This is a genomic window from Sphingobium sp. Z007 (assembly GCF_900013425.1).
GTDB lineage: Bacteria > Pseudomonadota > Alphaproteobacteria > Sphingomonadales > Sphingomonadaceae > Sphingobium.
This window is the reverse complement of record NZ_FBXK01000005.1, coordinates 1,299,702-1,314,891: the sequence shown is the minus strand read 5'-3', so window position 1 is coordinate 1,314,891 and position 15,190 is coordinate 1,299,702. Positions and strand designations below refer to the sequence as shown.

Annotated in this window: 22 protein-coding genes and 4 tRNA genes; 20 read left to right on the top strand and 6 right to left on the bottom strand. The window is 63.5% G+C overall.

Features of this window, described 5'->3' with window-relative positions:
- Nucleotides 1-24: 24 nt before the first annotated feature.
- Entirely contained in the window at nucleotides 25-264 is a 240-nt protein-coding gene (locus CEQ44_RS25395) for a carph-isopro domain-containing protein (protein WP_373438203.1), read from the bottom strand.
- Nucleotides 265-310: 46 nt separating this feature from the next.
- On the opposite strand from CEQ44_RS25395, the gene CEQ44_RS14300 reads away from it, so the two are divergent.
- From CEQ44_RS14300 to CEQ44_RS14245, 12 genes are all read left to right on the top strand, one after another.
- On the top strand, nucleotides 311-934 hold the full coding sequence (locus CEQ44_RS14300; protein WP_088183986.1) for a LexA family transcriptional regulator: 624 nt from the start codon (nucleotides 311-313) through the stop codon (nucleotides 932-934).
- Nucleotides 935-1,329: 395 nt separating this feature from the next.
- Nucleotides 1,330-1,767 (top strand): hypothetical protein, encoded by a 438-nt coding sequence (locus CEQ44_RS14290; RefSeq protein ID WP_088183988.1) that lies wholly within the window; start codon nucleotides 1,330-1,332, stop codon nucleotides 1,765-1,767.
- The gene (locus CEQ44_RS14285) at nucleotides 1,758-2,000 is read left to right on the top strand and encodes a hypothetical protein (RefSeq protein WP_088190020.1); all 243 of its coding nucleotides are present in this window, start codon (nucleotides 1,758-1,760) and stop codon (nucleotides 1,998-2,000) included. Before CEQ44_RS14290 ends, CEQ44_RS14285 begins: the two co-directional genes overlap by 10 nt.
- The gene (locus CEQ44_RS24450) at nucleotides 1,997-2,143 is read left to right on the top strand and encodes a hypothetical protein (RefSeq protein ID WP_176400306.1); all 147 of its coding nucleotides are present in this window, start codon (nucleotides 1,997-1,999) and stop codon (nucleotides 2,141-2,143) included. The genes CEQ44_RS14285 and CEQ44_RS24450 overlap by 4 nt, the downstream gene beginning before the upstream one ends.
- Nucleotides 2,140-2,475, top strand: a complete 336-nt coding sequence (locus CEQ44_RS14280; RefSeq protein ID WP_088190837.1) for a hypothetical protein — start codon at nucleotides 2,140-2,142, stop codon at nucleotides 2,473-2,475. The genes CEQ44_RS24450 and CEQ44_RS14280 overlap by 4 nt, the downstream gene beginning before the upstream one ends.
- A gap of 56 nt (nucleotides 2,476-2,531) precedes the next feature.
- Complete coding sequence (locus CEQ44_RS14275; RefSeq protein WP_176400307.1) at nucleotides 2,532-3,065, top strand: sulfotransferase; 534 nt, start codon at nucleotides 2,532-2,534, stop codon at nucleotides 3,063-3,065.
- Nucleotides 3,058-3,345, top strand: coding sequence for a MarR family transcriptional regulator (locus CEQ44_RS14270; protein WP_088183992.1), 288 nt, complete (start codon nucleotides 3,058-3,060; stop codon nucleotides 3,343-3,345). Before CEQ44_RS14275 ends, CEQ44_RS14270 begins: the two co-directional genes overlap by 8 nt.
- Before the next feature lie 20 nt (nucleotides 3,346-3,365).
- The gene (locus tag CEQ44_RS14265; RefSeq protein ID WP_140419329.1) at nucleotides 3,366-3,716 is read left to right on the top strand and encodes a hypothetical protein; all 351 of its coding nucleotides are present in this window, start codon (nucleotides 3,366-3,368) and stop codon (nucleotides 3,714-3,716) included.
- Nucleotides 3,709-3,948 carry a hypothetical protein gene (locus tag CEQ44_RS14260; protein WP_088183994.1) on the top strand — a complete coding sequence of 80 codons (240 nt, stop codon included), beginning with the start codon at nucleotides 3,709-3,711 and terminating at the stop codon, nucleotides 3,946-3,948. The genes CEQ44_RS14265 and CEQ44_RS14260 overlap by 8 nt, the downstream gene beginning before the upstream one ends.
- Nucleotides 3,941-4,339 (top strand): hypothetical protein, encoded by a 399-nt coding sequence (locus CEQ44_RS14255; protein ID WP_088183995.1) that lies wholly within the window; start codon nucleotides 3,941-3,943, stop codon nucleotides 4,337-4,339. Before CEQ44_RS14260 ends, CEQ44_RS14255 begins: the two co-directional genes overlap by 8 nt.
- Nucleotides 4,336-5,061, top strand: coding sequence for a hypothetical protein (locus CEQ44_RS14250; RefSeq protein WP_088183996.1), 726 nt, complete (start codon nucleotides 4,336-4,338; stop codon nucleotides 5,059-5,061). Before CEQ44_RS14255 ends, CEQ44_RS14250 begins: the two co-directional genes overlap by 4 nt.
- 151 nt (nucleotides 5,062-5,212) lie before the next feature.
- Nucleotides 5,213-6,523 (top strand): hypothetical protein, encoded by a 1,311-nt coding sequence (locus tag CEQ44_RS14245; RefSeq protein WP_254913707.1) that lies wholly within the window; start codon nucleotides 5,213-5,215, stop codon nucleotides 6,521-6,523.
- Nucleotides 6,524-6,529: 6 nt separating this feature from the next.
- On the opposite strand, the gene CEQ44_RS14240 is transcribed toward CEQ44_RS14245, so the two are convergent.
- Nucleotides 6,530-6,606: transfer RNA gene (locus CEQ44_RS14240), tRNA-Pro, on the bottom strand.
- Between the two features lie 116 nt (nucleotides 6,607-6,722).
- The gene (locus CEQ44_RS14235; protein WP_088183998.1) at nucleotides 6,723-7,016 is read right to left on the bottom strand and encodes a JAB domain-containing protein; all 294 of its coding nucleotides are present in this window, start codon (nucleotides 7,014-7,016) and stop codon (nucleotides 6,723-6,725) included.
- A gap of 141 nt (nucleotides 7,017-7,157) precedes the next feature.
- Here CEQ44_RS14235 and thyA point away from each other — a divergent pair, with 141 nt between their 5' ends.
- From thyA to CEQ44_RS14215, 4 genes are all read left to right on the top strand, one after another.
- Nucleotides 7,158-8,105: a thymidylate synthase gene (thyA, locus tag CEQ44_RS14230; protein ID WP_088183999.1), complete on the top strand. Its 948-nt coding sequence runs from the start codon at nucleotides 7,158-7,160 to the stop codon at nucleotides 8,103-8,105.
- Between the two features lie 119 nt (nucleotides 8,106-8,224).
- Nucleotides 8,225-9,520, top strand: coding sequence for a 3-methyl-2-oxobutanoate dehydrogenase (2-methylpropanoyl-transferring) subunit alpha (locus tag CEQ44_RS14225; RefSeq protein WP_088184000.1), 1,296 nt, complete (start codon nucleotides 8,225-8,227; stop codon nucleotides 9,518-9,520).
- Between the two features lie 68 nt (nucleotides 9,521-9,588).
- Nucleotides 9,589-10,593 (top strand): alpha-ketoacid dehydrogenase subunit beta, encoded by a 1,005-nt coding sequence (locus CEQ44_RS14220; RefSeq protein WP_088184113.1) that lies wholly within the window; start codon nucleotides 9,589-9,591, stop codon nucleotides 10,591-10,593.
- Nucleotides 10,594-10,599: 6 nt separating this feature from the next.
- On the top strand, nucleotides 10,600-11,889 hold the full coding sequence (locus CEQ44_RS14215; protein ID WP_088184001.1) for a dihydrolipoamide acetyltransferase family protein: 1,290 nt from the start codon (nucleotides 10,600-10,602) through the stop codon (nucleotides 11,887-11,889).
- Between the two features lie 42 nt (nucleotides 11,890-11,931).
- Here the strand turns inward: CEQ44_RS14215 and CEQ44_RS14210 are convergent, their stop codons facing one another.
- Nucleotides 11,932-12,417: a hypothetical protein gene (locus tag CEQ44_RS14210; RefSeq protein WP_373438202.1), complete on the bottom strand. Its 486-nt coding sequence runs from the start codon at nucleotides 12,415-12,417 to the stop codon at nucleotides 11,932-11,934.
- Between the two features lie 169 nt (nucleotides 12,418-12,586).
- Between CEQ44_RS14210 and CEQ44_RS14205 the strand changes: the two genes are divergently transcribed.
- The 4 genes from CEQ44_RS14205 to CEQ44_RS14190 all read left to right on the top strand — a co-directional run bounded on the left by CEQ44_RS14205 (nucleotide 12,587) and on the right by CEQ44_RS14190 (nucleotide 14,182).
- A complete protein-coding gene (locus tag CEQ44_RS14205) occupies nucleotides 12,587-13,741 on the top strand; it encodes an AI-2E family transporter (RefSeq protein ID WP_088184003.1) in 1,155 nt (384 codons plus the stop codon).
- A 42-nt stretch (nucleotides 13,742-13,783) separates the two neighbouring features.
- Nucleotides 13,784-13,860 (top strand) — tRNA-Asp (locus tag CEQ44_RS14200).
- A gap of 83 nt (nucleotides 13,861-13,943) precedes the next feature.
- Nucleotides 13,944-14,020, top strand: a tRNA-Asp gene (locus CEQ44_RS14195).
- Between the two features lie 85 nt (nucleotides 14,021-14,105).
- Nucleotides 14,106-14,182: transfer RNA gene (locus CEQ44_RS14190), tRNA-Asp, on the top strand.
- 28 nt (nucleotides 14,183-14,210) lie between these two features.
- On the opposite strand, the gene CEQ44_RS14185 is transcribed toward CEQ44_RS14190, so the two are convergent.
- Together CEQ44_RS14185 and CEQ44_RS14180 are read right to left on the bottom strand one after the other, a co-directional pair.
- Nucleotides 14,211-14,447, bottom strand: coding sequence for a DUF2842 domain-containing protein (locus CEQ44_RS14185; RefSeq protein ID WP_088184004.1), 237 nt, complete (start codon nucleotides 14,445-14,447; stop codon nucleotides 14,211-14,213).
- Nucleotides 14,444-15,031, bottom strand: coding sequence for a 5-formyltetrahydrofolate cyclo-ligase (locus CEQ44_RS14180; RefSeq protein ID WP_088184114.1), 588 nt, complete (start codon nucleotides 15,029-15,031; stop codon nucleotides 14,444-14,446). The genes CEQ44_RS14185 and CEQ44_RS14180 overlap by 4 nt, the downstream gene beginning before the upstream one ends.
- Between the last annotated feature and the right edge of the window lie 159 nt (nucleotides 15,032-15,190).

The window sequence follows — 15,190 nt, the reverse complement described above, 5'->3', positions numbered from 1 at the left end:
GAACGTTAAGTGAACAAATGATGGTTAATGCTCTGGAAATGGTTCCGCGGCCTCGCTAGGCGTCAGCAGAGCGGCTGGAGAAAATCCTTCGTCCGAAAGGGTCACCGCGCATCTTTCCGCCAATGCTCTAATCACGGGCATTCGCCATGGTGGTATCCGGCCGGCAGTCTTCCAGCTCGATACCGTGGTTGGAGCGATGTCGAGCGCCTTGGCGACGGCGACCGTCCCACCAAGTGCTTCCACTATTTCTGCCGCGTTCTGCATCCCGCTATATTACGATTACCGTAATTTTTCGCAAGGATAGATTACGATGTCCGTCATCGACCGCCCATTACGATTTTCGCAATGTGACCCTGTGCCGAATCATGATGACATTGTTGCCGAGTTGCGCCGCCAGGTTGCGGACAAGAAGTTCACGCAAAAAGCGTTGGCGGATCACCTCAGCCTGGCACCGGCGCGCATAACGGAAATCCTGAAGGGCGATCGACGTGTCCAGCCGCACGAGATGCCTACATTGGCATCCTGGCTGGGGCTTTTTGATGAAGCTGTTCCAGCCGCCAGGCCGATCCCGCTGCTGGGCAAAGTGCCGGGAGGCAATTGGCTTGAGGCGATGAATACCGCGCGGCGATCTATCCCATCACCCGATCCATCCATGCCGCCCAGCGCATATGCTTTGACCGTCGAAGGCGATTCGATGGATCTCGTAGTCCCCGACGGTTCAACCATTATCATCGACCCCATGGACGTCGATCTATGGCCAGGCCGGTATTACGTTATCGAGAACGGCGAGGGCGAAACCACATTCAAGCAATATGAGGAGAGCCCTGCGCGACTTGTGCCTTGCTCCAGTAATCCTGCGCATGAGGAAATCCCGATCAGCGGTGGCGGCTTTCGCGTCGTAGGCCGCGTAATCTGGCGCGCGTCGCGCATGTGACGATCACGCCGCGTTCATGACCTGGCTTCGGCATGCCGTTTCAATATCGCCCGGCACCATGATGTAGAACGCGCGGCCATACTCGCTGTAATCCCCAAGTCCTTCTTCCATAAGATCTCTGCGCGCGAGCCTGATATCGCTACGCCACGGGCCAATTGGCCTCCCAAAGCAAACCGCCCTGTAAACCGTCTGACTAGTCATTCCCGCCCTGCGATTCGGCCTAGTGTTCTTGATATGTTCTATTGTTCGTGAGCAAGAATGAAAGTGGCGTTAACCACGGGCGTCGGAAAATCTGTGGATAACCGCCGAAGCATAATTACGGAAAACGTAATTTATCCGCTTGACCGTGGATTACGATAACCGTAATGTCGCTCCCGTAATCAACGGGAGGTCATATGCCTGCACTCTCCATCGCCGCCGCATCGCCGGCTGCCGCAAACGACATAGAAGATGCGGTCACTGCCGCCGAGCTGGACTGGCTCGAAGACGCACTGCGCGAAGCCCATGCGCCCGGCTACCTGTCCGACCCTGCATCCTTCAAACGCTTCGATGATGCATGGCTCCGGCTGGAGCGGCTGTCCGCTGGACTGGGCATGGTGGAGGGGCAGGGCGATGGCGTCGTGGCCTGGGCCGAGGACTATCTGCGCCGCCACGGTCGCCCTGTGCACCAGCCGTCCGCGCTGACCGTCGGCGCCCCCGCATATCGCCAGCGCCATGTCGCCATGCTTTGGGAGGCGCAGCTGTGGCATGAAGCGATCATGATCCTGTCCGGCGCGGCCGCCATCGGCCTGCTGTTCTACGCCATCGCGAAGGATGTGCAGTCATGGCTCTGATGCACTTCCCGATCCAGCCGATGCTGGAAGCCGCAGCGCGCGTTTCTCCCGGCCCGATCAAGCACGACGTCTCTACGCTGCTGGTGCGCGCGCTGAGCCGCCTCCTGACCGCAACGGTTGATACCGATCTTGCCGATGGCATCGGCTTGTCGATCGGCGCGGCCGGCGCGCGCGAGCAGGCGCTTGAGGCGCTCGCCGCGTGGGAAGCCAGCCGCAACGAGCCGTCGGCGTGACCGCCCGGTTCAACACCCGCGGCCGCGATCCGCTCACCACCGCGCCGCAGACGCAATGGCAGGCGCAGCGCACGCGCGGACCGATCCTGCCGATGGAGCAACCCCGCCGCCGCTGGTGGCAATTCTGGAGGTCCGGCCGATGAATATCAATTTCGCGGGGATCGCCCTGTCGCGCCTCGTCCGTATGCGCCGCCTCATGTCCGATCCCGTGGTCACGGTGACGCCGCCGGTTGAGCAGGAGCCGCCGTTCTTCACCGTCTGGAGGCCGAGTGGCAGCGCGCCCACGAAGCGACACGATACGCGGGGCAACGCCGAGCATGAGGCCGAGCGCGTCGCCCGGATGCATCCCGGCCATGACGTGTTCGTGATGGCACCGGTCAGCCGCGTGAAGGCGGCGAGGGTGGAGCGCGAGGACTTTACCCGCGTGCACCCGGTCGATTGCATGTGCTCGCGTTGCGACGAGGTGCCGTTCTGATGCAGGCTCCTACCATCATCGTCGCGGGTCTCGGCCGGTGCGGATCGTCGCTTGTCATGCAGATGCTGGACGCCGCCGGCGCGCCGTGCGTCGGTATCTGGCCTGATTTCGAGGACGAGGTTTCGATCCTTCGCGACCTCAAGGACGTAGATGTGCAGCGCGCGTTCTACACCACATGCAAGGGCAGGGCCGTCAAGCTGCTCGACCCGCATCTGAACCAGCCGCCGATCGGACTCGACTATCGCAACATCTTCCTGTCGCGGAATCCAGCCGAGCAGGCCAAGAGCATGCTGAAGCTGCTGGGGATGACGAACAATCGGAGAGCCCGCAAGGCGATGGAGCAGGCGGTCCGCACGGACGAGGCTCTCGCGCGGCAGGCCATGACGAAAATCGGGGATGGTCGATATCTCAACATCCCGTTCGAAAACCTGATCCACGACCCGGAGCATACGGCAGGCGTCATCGCCGACTGGGTGCGGGTCTGGCGCGGCCAGCCGCTGGACGTCGGCGCGATGGCTCGATGCGTCCGCCGGCGCCCGGCTAAATGCTTGCCCTACATGCTCGAATTGGAGCTGCTCGCCCATGTCTAACCTCATCGACCAGGCGGTGACCTTCGTCACCTCGCCCGCCTACATGGACCTCACGATCCGCCAGCTCGCCATCATCGGCGTGGCGGCCGACGCCGTCGAGCCGCTGCGCGTGAAGGACATGGCCGCCGCGATCAAGGTGGAGAAGCCTGTCATTACGCGCGCCCTGAACCGGATGGAGCGGGATGGCCTGCTGGAACGGCGCAAGGGCACGGACAAGCGCGACTGCTTCATCCATGTGACGGACGCCGGCCGGGCGTTTCGGGCCGGGGGTGCGGCGTGACTGATAGGCCCATCGCCTGGATGCTTCGCGCGGCCCGTGCATTGCACACGAGATCGGCACGCCAATACGGCGAGTATCTCGTCTTGTGCGGCCAGGTCTTTATGTCTGAAAAAACCGCGACGGCGGCGGCCGAACGGCAAACCAATAGCTGGTGCAAGGTCGAAGCCTTCCCGGTCTATGCCGAAGCACAGCCTGCTATGGTCCGCGAGGCTTGCGCCCAAGTGGCCGACAACCGGGCGGCCGAATGGAATGCAGCCATTGCGAAGGGGCTACAGCGCCTGTCCGTGAATTTGGCATATGCCAACGCCGCGATGAGCGAGGCAACGGTAATCGCTTTGGCGATCCGTCGGGGGGAGGGTGCAAATGCCTGACCTAGCCCAGACCATCGCCACCATCATCGACGCGCCCGCCTGGGCGGACCGTGACGCCCTGCGCCAGGCCGGCCGCCATGTGCTGCGCGACTCCTCGCGGGTTCGCAAGCAGGACAAGCACCGCCGCGCCGCTTCCATGAAGAAGGCTGTGCGCATTCTCGAAGCGATGGCCGGTCACTATATGGAGGTGGCGCAGATGGCCCTCCCGATCGAGGAGCCAGCCGATGCGTGATGACGTCCGCGTGCGCCGCGACTGGATCGACGTGCGGCACGAGTATCTCCAGGCCGATGGCACATGGAAGGCTGGCGGCTGCGCGAAGCCCGGCTGGTGCCGCGAATGCAACCGCGCGGGCGAGCGCCAGCCGATGGCGTTCATCGCCAGGGCGTGGGAGCCGAGCGTCGATGCGGAACGCGCTGCGCGCCTCATCATCGCGGCGCACCTCTACATCCCGGTCAAGCTGGCCGACGATGACGCGGTGTTGCGCGCGACCGACTTCCGCCGCCTATGGATCGCCTATCATCTGGAGATCCTGCGCGGCCAGCCGATCGCGGACGCCGACGCGCTGGCGGCACGGACCATCGGCGAGCTGATCGCCCTCGTATCTGTGAAGGAGGCGGCATGACACACGAACCCGAAGCGCTGGCGGCTGCTATCCGCGCGCTCCCCTACGAAGTGATGGATGATTACGCCGAAGTGCGCCAGGACGAGCGGGAGCGGATTATCACCGCCCTCGCCCAACCCGCAGAAAACGCAAAGGGCGGGGAGGTGGCTGCAACTGGTAAGGATGGCTTACAGGTTGCGGCAGCGGAGGAGCGTGACGCCCTTTTATCTGCATTGGGATGGAAAACCGGACCTTTCCCCGATGCAGGGACACGCAAAGTCGTTCTCGAAGACAGCGCCGCTTTGCGACCAGAAATGGTCAAGGCACGGCGGCGGGCAGATGATGCCGAGGCGGCCCGCGACCTATGGCGTTTCATCGCAGGCGAACGTGTAGAGGCCACGCGTTCAGGGCTACTGATCCGTGTATGGAATCAGATGCAGGACGAGCGCAAGCGGCGGATAAAGGCAGAGGCGGCCCTCGCTGGGATGAGGAGCGAACCTCCAACCGTTAACGCTTCGCGGCTTCATGACATCCGGGATGCTATCCGAGCCTACGAGAATGTTCTTACTTTTACCCCAGCCGCCAGCGCTGATTTTCGCGCCGGCATGAAGGGCGGGTTCAATGCAGCAGATAACGTAATCCTCGGCATGATGAACTCTGTTGATAGGGGAGGTGAGCGAATCTTCGAGCCATACCCCGGCGCGTTTAACAGCCTCCTCGGACCGGAGAGCAGCATCCCATGAGCGCCGCCCTTCCTGAAATCGCCGAGAGGATGCAGCGCGCGATCCTCAATGGACGGGGCATCCGCCTCGAAGCGCGCGACCTCGATCTGCTTGTCGCGATCGGCGTCAACGACCTCGTCCAGACCGAAAACGCCAAGATGTTGAGAGAACAATGCGTAACCCGAACGATGAAGAGCCGCTCTATTCCAGGGGCACAACCCGCCTCGGAGGGCCAAAATACTGGCTCGGCCGGGACAGGCGGTCCGACGGTTCGCTCCGTTCCCCCAACCTCTACATCTTCTGGTACGACGCCGAACGCGGACACGTCCGGTCGCGCTCGACGCGCACACAGGATGTCGGGAAAGCCGAGGAACGGCTCGACGCCCTCTTCCTAGAGCGGGAGCGCGGCCAGCGCATCTGCGACCAGTGCGGACAGCTGATCGTCGGCGCACCGCCGCACGCCCTGGTGGACGCCATGTCCAACTATCTGATCTCGGTCCGCAAGAAGCCGTCGCTCACCTCGATCAAGGCGCGGCTGGCGCATGTGTCCAACTATCTCATCGAAACCGACCGTCTCGACACCACCTGCGACCAGGTCAACGAGGAGTGGATAGACGATTTCCGCGACTGGGCTTTCGAGGTGCCGGTTGTGTCGACGGCGGGCAAGGTGCTGGGCGATCGCAGCGCCGGGACGGTGGAAGGATCGGTCCGCGCACTGAGCGCCGCGATCAACCACGCCAATGGCCGGGGAGACACGCCCTATGCCGCCGCATTCCAGGCGAAGAAGCCGGACGAGGTGAGCGAGACGCCGGCCTACCGCGCCGACATTAGCAAGCTGGCCGAGATGTTCAATTACTGCCTCCGCCCGCCCCGCGCGTCCGGCGTGAGCGACAAGGCCTATGATCGCCAGCTTGCCTATCGCGAGGCTCTGCTGCGCTTCCTGCGCGTGAGCGTGGCGACTTGGTGCAGGCCCGACGCCGCCTATGATGTGTCCACCGATCCGGCGCGCCGGCAATGGTATCCCGACATCGGGGCGTTGGCGCTTAACCCGCGCGCCCGGCCGCAAACGAAGAAATACCGGCCAGTCGTGCCTGTGGCGCATCAGTTCGCCGAGCAGCTGAAGGCGGCGCCCGTCGGCTTCTATATCGGACCGGCTTCGATTCGCACGGCGTTCGAGGGAATGCAGGACGAGCTTCGCCTACCGCGCGACGGCGAGACGGGACAGAAACTGATTCGCCGATCGGTAGCCAAGCTGGCGCGCAGCCGGTTGGGTGAGGCGCTCTGGGTGGAAGGGCAGATGATGCTCGGACATCGCGTCCACTCGAAAACGTCCGACATCTATGCGGCGTTCGAGGCGGGCTATCTGACCAACGCATTGGCCGTCACCGAGCAGATTATCGATGAGATCGAGGCGAAGGCTCCTGGAGCCTTTCGCCGGAATAACGCCGGACTCAAAATCATCCATGGAGGACGAAATGGTTAGAAAATGTGGTCGGGGAAAGAGGATTCGAACCTCCGGCCCCTGCCTCCCGAAGACAGTGCTCTACCAGGCTGAGCTATTCCCCGACCGATGCCGAAGCCGCTTTGGGGCGGCCCCGTAAGGCAGGAGTGGGCCTATAGAGGGGGCTTTGGAGACTGGCAAGCGGGCAATGACGCTTTTTTTGCAGGCCCCATAGCCCTGGTTACAGCAGCCCTGCCGCGCGGAAGCTGAAGCGCATTTCGCCCGCATGGATGACATGGTCGGCCAGCATCATGTCCAGTGGGCGCAGGCTGCGCGCGACGGTCCGCGTCAGGGCGACATCATGCCAGCAAGGCAGGGGCGATGCATCGACGACGCGCCGCTGGATCAGCGCGACCCAACTGCCTTCATCTTTCAACAGGTGATGCAGCAGGCCATGCCAGTCCTGCCGCAGCGTCAACAGGCGTTGCGGTCGCCATTGGTCATCCAGAATCGTGAGCGCCAGTTCGTCCTTCATGTGCGCAAGATGCCGCGACCTTTGGCGGGCGGGCAGCGGAACATGAACCCTTTTGGACGGTGATTGCGTAAGCCGGTCCGATTGGCGGGGACGCGATACTGGGCTAGAGCGTCTGGCGACATTCATCCGCAGGAACCCACCTTGACCGATACGGCCTCTTCGTCCGCGCCCCATTATGAGCAGCAATATCTGGATCTGATGCGGCATATCTGGCGGCATGGCGACGGACGGGTTGATCGCACCGGAGTCGGCACCCGCTCGATCCTGGGCGCGACAATGCGATTCTCGCTGGCGGACAATGCGGTGCCGCTGTTGACGACCAAGCGGGTCTATTGGAAAGTCGCGGCGCGTGAGATGCTGTGGTTTCTGACCGGCGACACCAATATCCGCGAACTGGTGCGCCAGGGCGTGCATATCTGGACCGACTGGCCGCTTGATAGCTATCGCAAGGCGACCGGCGAAGACATCGACCGCGATACGTTCGAGATGCGAATCGTCGGCGACGATGATTTCGCCCGGCAATGGGGCGATCTTGGTCCGGTCTATGGCGCGCAATGGGTGAACTGGCCGCGCTACGAACCGGCGGGCGAAGGGCTTTATCGCAAGGCGGACAAGGGTCACAACCAGATCGCCGATCTGGTGCAGGCGATCCGCACGACGCCCGGTTCGCGCCGCTTGTTGTTCACCGGCTGGAATGTGGCCGAAGTGGCGCAAATGGCGCTGCCGCCCTGTCACATGACCTATCAGTTTCAGGTGTCGGGCGGGAAGCTCAATGGCCTGCTATTCCAGCGCAGTTGCGACCTGGGGCTTGGCTTCGCCTTCAACATTTTCGGCCTGTCGATGATCACCCGGATGCTGGCGCAGCAATGCGATCTGGAACCGGGCGAGGTGGTCTGGCAGGGCGGTGACGTGCATCTCTACCTGAACCATGCTGCGCTGGTGGAGGAACAGATGCATCGAATCCCGTCCGGCACACCCAAATTGCGGATCAATCGGCGGCCTTCGAGTATTTTCGATTATCGAATCGAGGATTTCGACGTGCTCGATTATGCGCCGCAAGCCCATATTTCCGCGCCGGTCGCCGTCTGACGAGACAACGAACTGGACAGTTGAAACGGAAATTTGGGTCAGCAAGGCTTGCCTTTTGCGGCGTTGAAATATAATATCTGCTTTAAGCAATATTATTGCAATGCACCATAGGAGGCAGGATGAGCGATCCGACCAGATCAGGCGGCATGGATGGGCAGGTGGGACGCAATCTGCCGCCGCTGCGGCTGCATGTGCCGGAGCCGCCCGCGCGGCCCGGCGAAAGCGCCGACTTTACCCATTTTGACATTCCTGCGGCCGACGCGGCGCCCCGCCCCGACGAAGCGGCGCAGCCCGGCGACATGCGCAACATGGCCTATGGCCTGATCCGCGTGCTGGACGAGGATGGCGCGGCGGTAGGCGCCTGGAACCCGAAGCTGCCGCCCGACACGCTGTTGCGAATGCTGCGCTATATGGCGCTGACCCGCGCCTTCGACGCGCGCATGTTCCGCGCCCAGCGGCAGGGCAAGACCAGCTTCTACATGAAGTCGACCGGCGAGGAGGCAGTGTCGATCGGCGCGGCGCTGGCCCTGTCGCGTGATGACATGTGTTTCCCCAGCTATCGCCAGCAGGGCATATTGCTCGCACGCGACTGGCCGCTGGTCGACATGATGAACCAGATTTATTCCAACAAGGGCGACCGGCTGAAGGGCCGCCAGCTGCCGATCATGTATTCGGCGCGGGACGCGGGCTTCTTCTCCATCTCCGGTAACCTCACCACCCAATATCCCCAGGCGGTGGGCTGGGCGATGGCGAGCGCGGCGCGGGGCGACACGCGGATCGCGGCGACATGGTGCGGCGAAGGATCGACGGCGGAAGGCGACTTCCACTCGGCTTGCACCTTCGCCAGCGTCTATCGCGCGCCCGTCATCATGAACGTGGTGAACAACCAATGGGCTATCAGCAGCTTTTCAGGTTTTGCGGGGGCGGAGGCGACCACCTTCGCGGCCCGCGCCGTTGGTTATGGCATTGCAGGGCTGCGGGTCGATGGTAACGACATCCTGGCCGTCTATGCCGCGACCCGCTGGGCCGCCGACCGGGCGCGATCCAATGCCGGACCGACCCTGATCGAGCATTTCACCTATCGTGTCGAAGGCCATAGCACGTCGGACGATCCGACCGCCTATCGATCTGCGGAGGAAAGCAGCCTCTGGCCGCTGGGCGACCCGATCGCGCGGCTAAAGGCCCATTGCATTACGCTGGGCATCTGGGACGAGGATCGCCACGCCGCGATGGACAAAGAACTGGCCGAACTGGTCCGCGACGCCGCGCGTGAAGCGGAGAAGAACGGCATTTTGGGTCATGGCCTCCACCATCCGATGGAAAGCATGTTCGAGGATGTGTTCGAGGACATGCCGCCGCATTTGAAGGAGCAGCAGCAGCAGATGCTGGACGAATGGAAGGCGGCGGGCCTGTGAGCGAAGCGATCGAAACAGAGGTTGTGAGCGACGTCATGACACAGGAAACCACCGCCGACACCATCCACATGAACATGATCCAGGCGATCAACAGCGCCATGGACGTGATGATGGAGCGCGACCCGACCGTGGTCGTGATGGGCGAGGATGTGGGCTTTTTCGGCGGCGTGTTCCGCGCCACCGCGGGCCTGCAACAGAAATATGGCAAGAACCGGGTGTTCGACACGCCGATCACCGAATGCGGGATCATCGGCGTGGCGGTGGGCATGGGCGCCTATGGCTTGCGCCCGGTGCCCGAAATCCAGTTTGCCGACTATATCTATCCCGCGCTCGACCAGTTGGTGAGCGAGGCGGCGCGGCTGCGTTACCGGTCTGCGGGCGAGTTCATCGCGCCGATGACGGTGCGCTCGCCCTTTGGCGGGGGCATTTTCGGCGGACAGACGCACAGCCAGTCGCCCGAAGGCATCTTCACCCATTGTTCGGGGATCAAGACGGTGATCCCGTCCACGCCCTATGACGCCAAGGGGCTGTTGATCGCGGCGATCGAGGATAATGATCCGACCCTCTTTTTCGAACCCAAGCGCATCTATAACGGCCCGTTCGACGGCCATTATGATACGCCCGCGACGAGCTGGGCGGGGCACGCGGATGCACAGGTGCCGACCGGCTATTACCGCATCCCGCTGGGAACGGCGCGGATTGCGCGGGCGGGCGGGGCGCTGACCATATTATGCTACGGCACGATGGTTCATGTCGTGGAGGATACGGTCAAGACGCTGGGCATCGACGCGGAAATCGTCGACCTGCGCAGCCTCGTGCCGCTCGACATCGACACGATCGAAGCATCGGTCAAGAAGACCGGCCGTTGCCTGATCGTGCACGAAGCGACGCGCACCAGCGGCTTTGGCGCGGAACTGTCGGCGCAGGTGCAGGAGCGCTGCTTCTATCATCTCGAAGCGCCGATCGCGCGCGTCACCGGATTCGACACGCCCTATCCGCACAGTCTGGAGTGGGCCTATTTCCCTGGCCCCGTGCGCATCCGCGAAGCCATCAACAAGATCATGAAGGACTAAAGAGTCATGGCTCTTTTCACGTTCAAGCTGCCGGATATCGGCGAAGGTATCGCACAGGCCGAAATCGTCGGCTGGCACGTCAAGGTCGGCGACCGGATCGAAGAAGACCAGCCGATCGCCGACATGATGACCGACAAGGCGACGGTCGAGATGGAAAGCCCCGTTTCCGGGACCGTGGTGCGCCTGGCGGGCGAGCCGGGCGACCAGATTTCGATCGGCGCGATGCTGGTCGAGATCGAGGTGGAGGGTGATGCTGTCGCTGCGCCGCCGCCCTCGGTGGAGACGATCGAAGCGGAAACGCCGGGCGAGGCGATGATCGAGGAAGCGGCGCAGGTTCCAAAGTCCAGTGCTCCTGCGAAGGCAGAAGCTCCGGCTTCAGAAGCCGAACCTGTCGACTCTGTGCCCTTATCTTCGCAGGAGCACGGGGTTGCGGCACAACCCATCCTCGCGTCTCCTGCGGTCCGCGCCCGCGCCAAGGAATTGGGCGTCGACCTGTCTCAGGTGAAGCCGTCCGGCGAGCATGTCCGCCATTCGGACCTCGACGCCTATCTACTCTATGGCCAGGGGCAGGGCTATCGTCCCGCTGGACGATCCGCCAAACGCGCCGACGAGCAGGTCAAGGTGATCGGGATGCGCCGCCGCATCGCGGAGAATATGGCCGCATCGAAGCGCGCCATTCCCCACTTCACCTATGTCGAGGAAATCGACGTCACCGCGCTGGAGGCATTGCGCGAGCAGCTGAATGCCGGACGCGGGGATCGACCCAAACTCACCATGCTGCCGCTGCTGATCGTCGCGCTGTGCAAGGCGCTGCCCGACTTTCCGATGCTCAACGCCCGCTATGATGATGAGGCGGGCGTGGTGACGCGCCATGGGGCGGTGCATCTGGGACTGGCAACGCAGACCGACGCTGGTCTGATGGTGCCGGTGATCCGCGACGCGCAGGACCGCAATGTCTGGCAGCTGGCGAGCGAGATTCGCCGCCTAGCCGACGCCGCGCGCAGCGGCAAGGCGAAGTCGGAAGAACTGTCCGGCTCCACGCTGACGCTCACCTCGCTCGGCCCGCTTGGCGGTATCGCGACCACGCCGGTCATCAACCGGCCGGAAGTGGCGATTATCGGTCCCAACCGCGTGATCGAGCGCCCCGTTTTCAAGGGTAAGGAAATCGTCGCGGCCAAGCTGATGAACCTGTCGATCAGCTGCGATCATCGCGTGGTCGATGGGTGGGACGCGGCCAGCTTCGTGCAGGCGGTGCGCAAGCTGCTGGAGGCACCCGCCTTCCTCTTCGTCGATTGATCGGCATTACGGACCGGGCGGCATCGGCGTCGCCCGGTTCCCCTAACGCAAGACTGCGCGATAGCTTAATCGTCCGGTCCGGCCGGGCTGGACCGCTTGCGTCAGTCGCCAGCGTAGATGCGTCACGTCTTCCGTCACGGCCCGTCGCACACCGCCTAACGGCGTCGGCAGCCATAGCTGGTCCAGCCGGCCCCAATGGCCGCCGCCATCGACCGAAACCTGCATATGTGGATCGCTGATATCCGGGCGTGCGCCGGGCGGGACGGCGCGGGTGACCGCGAAGTCGCGGACGGGCTGCGCGCCCTCATTGCGCCAGTGGACGATGACGATCAACGTGTCGCCGGGGCCAACCCTGTCGGCGCTCGCCAATGTCCGGCGCGGGCGGCCGTTGATATCGGTCGATACGCGCTCTACGAAGGTCTGTGTGCCAAGCCGCATCGCCGGCTGCGCGGCGGCCGGTTGCGGAACCGTCAGGCCCACCGCCAGAGCCGCCGCCATCGGAACCGAGGCCCAAAGCGTCCGCGTCATTCTGTTCCCCGTTCTTGCGTCCCCTGCGCCTGTCCCTAGCGAAGCCGCGCAAATATTTGGTTAAGCCGGTCTTTTCCGCATATGCCGGACGCCATGACGCCCTTTGTAAATTGACGCTGCTTCGCGGTCGGCGCACATCGGATGGGAACGAAAAGGGAATCGATCGCGCGTGACGAAGAACGACCAGCAAGAGGTCAACCGGCGGCGCGACCGGCTGCTCGCGTCGATCGCGCTGACATCGGGCATTGGCCTGATCCTGGCGCTGCCATTCGCCCTGAGAGCGGGCGCGGAGTTTTTCCTGCCGCTGACCGCTGCGCTGGTGATCGCCATCGCGCTGGTTCCGCTCCTGGAGTGGATGGAGCGGCGCGGGTTGCCTTCCGCCTTCGCCGCATTGATCGCCATGATCGGCTTTCTGGTGGTCGCCAACACGGCGCTGGTGCTGATCGTTGTGCCTGCGACCGACTGGTTCCGCATCCTGCCCCAGCGCCTGCCGCAGATTCAGGCTAACCTGGCCCCGCTGATCGACTTCTACGCCAATCTCCAGCGCTTCGTGGACGAAACCGTGCGCATGATCGCCAACGGCCCTGTGGCGGCGGCGCAGACGGCCGCAGTCGATGCGCCGCGCTCGCTGTTGCAATTCGCGGCGACATCCGCCCCTTCGGCGATCATCCAGATGGTGTTTGCGCTGCTCATCATCTATTTCTTCCTGGCCGGCTGGACCCGGCTGCGGCGGCGCACGATCAACAGCCGGGACAGTTTCGATGGGGCCATGGCGGTGGCGCGGGTGATCCAGAATATGGTCGACGCGACGTCGGCTTATGTCATCACCATCGCCACCATCAACCTGTGCCTGGGCGCAGCCATTGCCTTCGCGTTGTGGCTGATCGGCATGCCTTCGCCGCTGATGTGGGGCGGCATCGTCGCGCTATTGAACTTCATTCCCTATTTCGGGCCGATGCTCGCCGCGGTGCTGCTGGGGCTGGGCGGCCTCATGGTGTTCGACGACGTCTATGTCGCGTTGCTGCCCGCAGGCTTGCAGGTCGGCTTCCATCTGGTGGAGGCCAATGTCGTCACGCCGATGCTGCTGGGGCGGCGGCTGACGATGAACCCGCTGCTGATTCTGGTGTCGCTGGCCTTTTGGGGCTGGGTGTGGGGCACGCCCGGCGCATTGCTGGGCGTGCCGTTGCTTATCATCATCCAGACCGTGGTGCAGGCGGCGGGAACGCCCGATATTGCGGGCTTCTTGTTCGAGCAGGGGACGTTGACGGTCGCCCCGCGCAAAGAAAATGACGAGAAAGCGGAAAGTCCCGTTGCGGATGGTTGACAGCATCGCAGGACGCTCATAGACGGCGCTTCCACACCAAACGCGGGTGTAGCTCAGTTGGTTAGAGTGCCGGCCTGTCACGCCGGAGGTCGCGGGTTCGAGCCCCGTCACTCGCGCCACTTTCCTTGACCGGAGAGTGGAAATGGTGTTCCAGGCCGTATCGTCTGGTGATCGAAAGGATCACGAAAAGATGCCACCCTGCGCGGGTGTAGCTCAGTTGGTTAGAGTGCCGGCCTGTCACGCCGGAGGTCGCGGGTTCGAGCCCCGTCACTCGCGCCACTCTCCCTGACCGGAGAGTGATGTTTCCCAGATCGGCATCGTCTGGCGGCTCCTCCGGGGGTCGGCAAGGATGCCAGCGCCTTACGCGGGTGTAGCTCAGTTGGTTAGAGTGCCGGCCTGTCACGCCGGAGGTCGCGGGTTCGAGCCCCGTCACTCGCGCCATCGCTTAGAATAAGCGATGGGAAGGATTTCAGCGCCAGCGCCCGGTTTCCATCCAGGCGAGCAAGCGCTTCAAGGGCAATATCCAGATCCACACGATCCCCAGCACCACATAGAGTGGCGCCTGCGCCCACATCGGCAGTGCGCCGATCAGGCCCGACAGGCTGCCCACCAGCACCGCCCAGAGCGCGATCAGCCCGACGATCGCAAACATCCCAGCGGGCTTGCGCCAGCTGGGCTGATGGTAATGGCGCGGGTCGATGCTCATAGGTCCGGTCCTTCGATCAGTTCGACTTCGGTCATGATGATGTCCAGCGGCAGATCCCACGGATCGGCGGGCACCGCGTCCATCTCCTGCGCCGACCAAGCGATGCCCACGCGCAGCGCATCGGGAAAACGGGCGAAGGCGCGGTCATAATAGCCGCCGCCCTGGCCCAGCCGGTTCATCGCCCGGTCGAACCCCACCAGCGGCGCGATGATGATGTCGGGCGTCACTGGCCCATCGCCGGGTTCGGGATGGCTGGTGCGGAACAGGCCGGGGACCAGGTGATCTTCAGGTCGCCAGGCCAGAAAATCCATGCTGCCCAGCCGGTCGAGCACGCGGGGCAACGCGACGGTCTTGCCCAGGGCCTGCAACTGTGCCGCCATACGCTGGGCCGGGGCCTCGTCGTCCACCGCCATATAAAGCGCCACGACCTGCGCATCGGCTATCCGGCGTGCCAGGGGCGATGGCACCGCCTTGAACGCCAGTCGATGCGCCAGCGGGTCCAGCGTGATGACGAAAGCGCTGCGCCGTTGTCGCGCGATGGCGCGCAATGTGGACTTGTCGGCGGCGGAGATATCGTCGCGCATCATGACCTTCTGGAAAGGGCGGGGGCAGGGAGGGTGACGGGACCACCTTGGCCGTGTGCTGGAATATCCTCTGACGCCTCAACGTCAGGTGGGGACCATGTAGAACGGGCCTGAGCCCGCCCAGGGACAGCCCCCTTGGATGTGATTATCGCCTCAGGG

Excerpts from the sequence above, each read along its gene's own strand:
- CEQ44_RS25395 (WP_373438203.1), bottom strand. The coding sequence starts at position 264 with ATGCAGAACGCGGCAGAAATAGTGGAAGCACTTGGTGGGACGGTCGCC.
- CEQ44_RS14300 (WP_088183986.1), top strand. The coding sequence starts at position 311 with ATGTCCGTCATCGACCGCCCATTACGATTTTCGCAATGTGACCCTGTG.
- CEQ44_RS14290 (WP_088183988.1), top strand. The coding sequence starts at position 1,330 with ATGCCTGCACTCTCCATCGCCGCCGCATCGCCGGCTGCCGCAAACGAC.
- CEQ44_RS14285 (WP_088190020.1), top strand. The coding sequence starts at position 1,758 with ATGGCTCTGATGCACTTCCCGATCCAGCCGATGCTGGAAGCCGCAGCG.
- CEQ44_RS14280 (WP_088190837.1), top strand. The coding sequence starts at position 2,140 with ATGAATATCAATTTCGCGGGGATCGCCCTGTCGCGCCTCGTCCGTATG.
- CEQ44_RS14275 (WP_176400307.1), top strand. The coding sequence starts at position 2,532 with ATGCAGATGCTGGACGCCGCCGGCGCGCCGTGCGTCGGTATCTGGCCT.
- CEQ44_RS14270 (WP_088183992.1), top strand. The coding sequence starts at position 3,058 with ATGTCTAACCTCATCGACCAGGCGGTGACCTTCGTCACCTCGCCCGCC.
- CEQ44_RS14265 (WP_140419329.1), top strand. The coding sequence starts at position 3,366 with ATGCTTCGCGCGGCCCGTGCATTGCACACGAGATCGGCACGCCAATAC.
- CEQ44_RS14260 (WP_088183994.1), top strand. The coding sequence starts at position 3,709 with ATGCCTGACCTAGCCCAGACCATCGCCACCATCATCGACGCGCCCGCC.
- CEQ44_RS14255 (WP_088183995.1), top strand. The coding sequence starts at position 3,941 with ATGCGTGATGACGTCCGCGTGCGCCGCGACTGGATCGACGTGCGGCAC.
- CEQ44_RS14250 (WP_088183996.1), top strand. The coding sequence starts at position 4,336 with ATGACACACGAACCCGAAGCGCTGGCGGCTGCTATCCGCGCGCTCCCC.
- CEQ44_RS14245 (WP_254913707.1), top strand. The coding sequence starts at position 5,213 with ATGCGTAACCCGAACGATGAAGAGCCGCTCTATTCCAGGGGCACAACC.
- CEQ44_RS14235 (WP_088183998.1), bottom strand. The coding sequence starts at position 7,016 with ATGAAGGACGAACTGGCGCTCACGATTCTGGATGACCAATGGCGACCG.
- CEQ44_RS14225 (WP_088184000.1), top strand. The coding sequence starts at position 8,225 with ATGAGCGATCCGACCAGATCAGGCGGCATGGATGGGCAGGTGGGACGC.
- CEQ44_RS14220 (WP_088184113.1), top strand. The coding sequence starts at position 9,589 with ATGAACATGATCCAGGCGATCAACAGCGCCATGGACGTGATGATGGAG.
- CEQ44_RS14215 (WP_088184001.1), top strand. The coding sequence starts at position 10,600 with ATGGCTCTTTTCACGTTCAAGCTGCCGGATATCGGCGAAGGTATCGCA.
- CEQ44_RS14210 (WP_373438202.1), bottom strand. The coding sequence starts at position 12,417 with ATGACGCGGACGCTTTGGGCCTCGGTTCCGATGGCGGCGGCTCTGGCG.
- CEQ44_RS14185 (WP_088184004.1), bottom strand. The coding sequence starts at position 14,447 with ATGAGCATCGACCCGCGCCATTACCATCAGCCCAGCTGGCGCAAGCCC.
- CEQ44_RS14180 (WP_088184114.1), bottom strand. The coding sequence starts at position 15,031 with ATGCGCGACGATATCTCCGCCGCCGACAAGTCCACATTGCGCGCCATC.